Source organism: Psychrobacter sp., from assembly GCF_036731945.1.
Taxonomy (GTDB): domain Bacteria; phylum Pseudomonadota; class Gammaproteobacteria; order Pseudomonadales; family Moraxellaceae; genus Psychrobacter.
This window is the reverse complement of sequence record NZ_DAINDI010000006.1, coordinates 66,955-72,886: the sequence shown is the minus strand read 5'-3', so window position 1 is coordinate 72,886 and position 5,932 is coordinate 66,955. Positions and strand designations below refer to the sequence as shown.

The 5,932-nt window shown below is 44.4% G+C and carries 5 protein-coding genes; 1 reads left to right on the top strand and 4 read right to left on the bottom strand.

Going from position 1 to position 5,932, the window contains the following annotated elements:
• Positions 1–283: 283 nt before the first annotated feature.
• From V7D75_RS02420 to V7D75_RS02410, 3 genes are all read right to left on the bottom strand, one after another.
• On the bottom strand, positions 284–2,737 hold the full coding sequence (locus V7D75_RS02420; protein ID WP_333613258.1) for a YgiQ family radical SAM protein: 2,454 nt from the start codon (positions 2,735–2,737) through the stop codon (positions 284–286).
• Positions 2,738–2,978: 241 nt separating this feature from the next.
• A complete protein-coding gene (locus V7D75_RS02415; RefSeq protein ID WP_333613257.1) occupies positions 2,979–3,740 on the bottom strand; it encodes a hypothetical protein in 762 nt (253 codons plus the stop codon).
• A 137-nt stretch (positions 3,741–3,877) separates the two neighbouring features.
• Positions 3,878–4,345: an Lrp/AsnC family transcriptional regulator gene (locus tag V7D75_RS02410; RefSeq protein ID WP_333613256.1), complete on the bottom strand. Its 468-nt coding sequence runs from the start codon at positions 4,343–4,345 to the stop codon at positions 3,878–3,880.
• Between the two features lie 287 nt (positions 4,346–4,632).
• On the opposite strand from V7D75_RS02410, the gene rarD reads away from it, so the two are divergent.
• Positions 4,633–5,655, top strand: a complete 1,023-nt coding sequence (gene rarD, locus V7D75_RS02405) for an EamA family transporter RarD (RefSeq protein WP_333613255.1) — start codon at positions 4,633–4,635, stop codon at positions 5,653–5,655.
• Between the two features lie 114 nt (positions 5,656–5,769).
• Here rarD and V7D75_RS02400 read toward each other — a convergent pair.
• A partial coding sequence (locus V7D75_RS02400) for an SsrA-binding protein (protein WP_333613261.1) occupies positions 5,770–5,932 on the bottom strand: 163 nt, incomplete at its 5' end.

Genomic DNA, 5,932 nt, shown 5'->3' with positions numbered 1-5,932 from the left:
AAAAGTAATATCGATACATCACGCACTGCTGATATCAATTTTTCTTGCTTGCTGTCCTGAGCAGACAGAGGCTACAAAAAATTGATATCAGTAATACCATCGCGTTTTTAAGGTATTTTGACTATAAGCTTAAACAGCTCAAATAGTTATTTAAAAAGACCAATATATTTAATGGGCAAAACATAAAAAAGCGCCTATCGACGGCTGAGCCGATAGGCGCTTTAATTTGAGCTTAACTAAAATATTTAACGGATTTAGCAGCAATGATTAATCGCTATTGGAATTACTTGGTCTTACGCGGTGGTAAGCCAGTATGCTGAGTTTGGAAGTTACCTTTGCTGACTCGCTTGCTGTTTTTACCCGAGGTGTTTTTTGCAGCGTTAGAACTATTGTTGCTGCGTTTTACCGAGTCATTTCCCAAACGACTGTTCTTTTTACGCGCCGATTGATAGCTGTCTTGCGCCGCGTCGCGACCTTCTAAATTGGCGTTAAATGGCGGAATTAAGCAGCCACGACCTTTACCGATCAAATCCCCACGTCCCATATCTTGCAGCGCTTTACGCAGCATGACCCAGTTTTTTGGGTCGTGGTAACGTAAGAAAGCTTTATGCAGTTTACGCTGTTTGCCAGACTTGACGATATCCATATCACCTTCACTGCGGCTCACCTTATGCAGCGGGTCTTTATGCGTATGGTACATGGTGGTTGCGGTCGCCATCGGGCTAGGATAAAACGCCTGCACTTGGTCAGCACGGTAGCCATGACTTTTTAGCCACAGCGCGAGGTTCATCATATCCTCGTCTCTAGTACCGGGGTGAGCGGCGATAAAGTACGGAATCAGATACTGCTCTTTGCCGGCCTCTTGGCTGTATTGCTCAAACATGGCTTTGAATTTATCGTAGTTGCCCATGCCAGGTTTCATCATTTTTGACAGTACCGCTTCTTCAGAGTGCTCAGGAGCAATCTTTAGATAACCGCCAACATGATGGCTGACCAATTCTTTGACGTATTCAGGGTCTTTAATCGCTAAGTCATAACGCAAACCTGAAGCAATCAGTATTTTTTTCACGCCTTTGATATCACGCGCTTTACGATAGAGCTGGGTCAAATTACTGTGGTCGGTAATCAAGTTATCGCAGACATCAGGATAGACACAAGACGGCTTACGGCAGTTCTTCTCTATCGTCTCGTCTTTACAGTTGAGGCGATACATATTGGCGGTCGGACCACCAAGGTCAGAGATGACGCCAGTAAAGTTTGGCGCCGTATCACGAATCGCTTCGACTTCACGTAGGATAGACTCTTCTGAGCGGTTTTGAATAATACGACCTTCGTGCTCCGTGATTGAGCAAAACGTACAACCGCCAAAACAGCCGCGCATGATATTGACCGAAAATTTAATCATGTCATAAGCAGGGATGCGCGCATCACCATAGCTTGGATGCGGCAGACGCGCGTACGGCAAATCAAAGACATAATCCATCTCTTCGGTTGAGAGTGGAATCGGTGGCGGATTGAGCCAAACGTCAATCGAGGTATGCGAGTTACCAGCGCCGCTACTATGACGCTGCACCAAGGCACGCGCGTTACCTGGATTGGTTTCAAGGTGTAAGATACGGTTGGCATGCGCGTACAAAACTGGGTCAGCTTTGACGTGCTCATAATCAGGCAGGCGAATGACCGTTTGCTCACGCGGCGGCATTTTAAGTTTATGTTTACGTGCGGTTTGTGGTTTATCAAAGCCACGCATTTGTACCACTTGCGTGTCTTCATCAACTTGCTCAGCATTCAATACTTTATTGGTCACGGGTTCGGCGACAAAACCTTGATACTGTTTTGCATATTGGGCTGACATGCCTGTCATTGCTGATGTAGCTTGTCCAACGGGTGAAGGGCTAGTCTTATCTTGCTCGATCGAACACTGGTCAACGTCTTCCGTCATCACATATGGATTGATAATCGGATCAACGCGGCCAACGGTATCGACATCATTACTGGCAACCTCGGTCATGCCCGCTTGCCAATGGCGACGGGTTGGGGTCAATAAATACGCTGTACCGCGCAAACTGCTCATTTGCTCAAAGGTGTAGCCTTTTGATAAACCATGCACCACATCGACAATGGCACGCTCAGCATTACCATAGAGTAAGACATCGGCGCGCGCATCCATCAAGATACTGCGGCGGACTTTGTCTGACCAGTAGTCATAATGAGCAATACGGCGTAAGCTGCCCTCGATACCACCTAAAATAATCGGCACATCGGGATACGCTTCGCGGCAACGCTGGCTATAAACGATGGCCGCGCGGTCAGGGCGTTTGTCAGCCACGTTACCGGGCGAATAGGCATCATCGCTACGGATTTTACGGTCAGCGGTATAACGGTTAATCATGCTGTCCATGTTGCCGGCGGTCACGCCATACGCGTAAACCGGTTTACCAAGCTCCATAAAGGCATCTTTGCTCTTCCAATCTGGCTGGGCAATGATACCGACGCGAAAGCCTTGTGCTTCTAATAAGCGGCCGATAATCGCCATGCCAAAGCTTGGATGGTCGACATAGGCATCGCCTGAGATGATGATGACATCACAGGCATCCCAGCCCAAATCGTCCATCTCTTTGCGGCTCATCGGCAAATAAGGCGCAGGCTCGTAGCAGCTCGCCCAATGTTTGTCGTAGTCGTAAAGTGGCTTGGTGCCTTGTTTAAAGGCGGTGCGGGCGATGGTATCGGCAGACATGAGCGGACCTGTTAATTAAAAAAGTGGCACTAAAAAAGCCGTTATCGTTATTTATAAACAACGGCTCATTTAAAAGCGCTCATTTTAACATGAATTGCTTTCATTATGTAAAAAAGAGATTTTATAATAGCGAGGTAAGTTATTGATAGTTTGGGATAATCTCTTGCTAAGAAGGATTATTAAACGTTAACAACCCTTCTTTGTTTATGAATTTGCTAAGTGAAAAAATTTATTGCTCTATCTATTGTTCTAAAAGCTGGAAGGGAAAAGTAACGACATCAAAGGCTAGGGCAAAGGGCAATAACACCAGCTTTTGAGCAGTATTGGCACCGCTACGAGACACTTGTTGTTGCTGACTTTGGGTATAAAAACTGACCGTATAAGGTTTGCTTAAAGCGCGGTAATTAGATTGAATCAAGCTTAAATTACTCACTTGCGGATAGATAGCACCTTTGACAGGCACGCTAAAGCAAAAGCGCTGAGCATTGATGCGTTGGTCGCTGGCTGAAGTACAGTCGCGGCCATTATTTTGCAAAAAGAATTGATAATCTGAGCGCTGGAATTCATCTTTTAACTTGGCATACGACAGCTTCATTTCACCCTGAAAATAGCCATCATTGTTGGGCACAAAAAAGCTCATGTCGTTATCGACGTGGATATTTTTTGGCGTCAGATTGCTTAATAAGCCAATCATTTCCGTCCCGCCTTGGGTCAGCACATAGCTGTTCTTTTCACCGACGATGACCATGGTGGCGTTGGGCGTTTTTGGTAATGCTTGGGCAGGACGACCAAAGGCGACAATTTGGTCTTCAGACAAGATTTGCTTGCTAGCTTTGGTGCTGACGTGATTGTCACTTTCTAATAAAGAGCTGGTGGCGCAGCCTGAGCTGGCAAGCAATGCCGCAAGTGATGCGCCTGTTAATAAGGTTTTTGGGTTTAATAACTTCGATAGGGTCTGAGCATTCTTATTGGTATCGATAGGCGGTATCTTTTTACTCATCATCAGGCTTCCTTGTCTGCTATACGGTTGATAATTTATCTAGCATTTAATGCCAAACATTCGTTGCTATCGTACCTGTTTTAGCGATGACTTATCCACTCATATTGATGGTAAAAATTGCATGGGCTTTGTAGCTAGGGTTAATCAAGCAAAATCTTGGTGCCGCTCTTGGTAAAGTTCATCACAAACTGGCTTTTAAAGCTGCGCACATTGTTCTCGTAAGTCAGCAAATTACGGGTAAATTCATGATAATCGTTCATGTTTTTAGCATTGACCATAAGCATAAAATCCGCATCTCCTGACACTTCATAGCAGCTCATTACTCGCGGCTGATCATGCATTAAGCGCTCAAATCGATGCTGCATCGAGGTATTGGAGCGCGACATCTCTATCATAACCACCGCCGTAAGTCCGTAACCGACCTTATTTGGGTCAACGATAGCGACTTGTTTGGTAATCACACCGTTATCTATTAATGCTTGAATACGGCGCTGGGCAGTAGCGATAGAAACGTGTACACGCTCTGCAACCGTTTTTAACGGCAAAGTCGCATCGTCCTGTAGCAAATTTAAAATGGCTTTATCGGTATCGTCTAAAATATGGCTCACAGTATCTCTTCCCTAGAAAATCACAAATATTAAGATTTTTATTATAAATATTATTGTTATTAATTCAAATACAAGAAAATAACTAATTTTTAATAGCGATTAAGGTAAATTTATTCTAATAAATACTTATATAGAAATAATATCTCATAGTACCTTAGTAAAATAGACGCTATTAATCAAAGCTTAGAAACCAGAGCTTAGCAATCAAAGCTTGTGAATAATTGAATAAGCAAAATAAAAACAATCGCTAAACCTTCTAACGTCTATTTATATTTACGGTGCTTATCATGTCGAACCCAACGCCCTCTAATGTCTCTACTAATATACTCGCAGCTACCGTTTCACGCTTGCCGTTGCCTGCTGTTTGGACGGCAGGTAGCAAACAGCAACGTACATTAATAATGGGCGTGGCGCTGGCGATATTATCGAATTTGTTGTTTGGTGTGCTTTATGCCTACAGCAGTTTTTTGGCGCCATTGTCAGGTACGCAAGTTTTTATCTGGCGCATGCTAGCGATGTGGGCGGCGCTAATAGGGTATTTGCTGATTAGTGGGCGTTTAGGTTTACATCTCGATAAATTAAAGGCGCTGCGCACGGTGAAGCAGTGGGTATGGTTATTATTACCAACGCCGATATTTCTCAGCCAGTTTTGGATGTTTATGTGGGCACCAGTTAATGGTCAAGGCGTGCAAACCGCGATGGGTTATTTTCTCTTTCCACTGATGATGGTAGTGTTTGGTTGCGTCCTATTTGGCGAAAAATTAAGCCGTCTGCAATGGTTGGCCGTTGGCTTTGCCGCAGTCGGCGTCGGTAGTGAGATTGTACGTACCCAAAGTGTTTCTTGGGCGACGCTTTGGGTCTGCGGTACCTATCCTGTTTATTATATTTTACGCCGTCTGCAAGGTATCGGCGCGATTACAGGGTTGTTGGTAGATTTGACCATCTTTGTACCGTTTGCTGTCGCCTATTTATTCTTTATTGCGCCGAGCAGTTTAGGATTGGTTGGCAGCTCTAGCTTTTTTATCATGATGTTGGCAGGGCTTGGTATGCTTAGCGTACTGGCAATGAAAACCAATGTTGATGCCAGTCAAATGTTACCCGTCAACGTTTACGGTATGATGAGCTATATCGAGCCGGCATTATTATTTATCTTAGCAATCACTGTCTTGGGCAATCCTTTTGAATCAGCGATGATTTATAGTTATGGCTTAATTTGGCTCGGAATTGCTTGCCTAATCGCGCACGGTATCCGTCAATTACGCCGCGCTCATAAAGAGTCAAAAGTGAGCAAGATTGCCCAAACGGTCTAAAATTTGCTCCGTTAAATCAACAAGTTTACCTTAGCAATGTCATAAAAAAGGACGACTCAACAATATGCTGAATCGTCCTTTTTGCGTTAGATTAAAATTCATCTTACGAAAATTCTAATCCAAATGCTGCTTAAAGCCGCGCTGCTTATCACGCTCCCAGTCACGGTCTTTTAGCGTTTTACGTTTATCGTGTTGCTTTTTACCAACGGCAAGCGCAATCTGGCATTTCACTAAGGAATTTTTCCAGTAGCAAGATAAGGGTACGCACGCATAGCCT

Coding starts and splice junctions, on each gene's coding strand:
- V7D75_RS02420 (WP_333613258.1), bottom strand. CDS start 2,737: ATGTCTGCCGATACCATCGCCCGCACCGCCTTTAAACAAGGCACCAAG.
- V7D75_RS02415 (WP_333613257.1), bottom strand. CDS start 3,740: ATGATGAGTAAAAAGATACCGCCTATCGATACCAATAAGAATGCTCAG.
- rarD (WP_333613255.1), top strand. CDS start 4,633: ATGTCGAACCCAACGCCCTCTAATGTCTCTACTAATATACTCGCAGCT.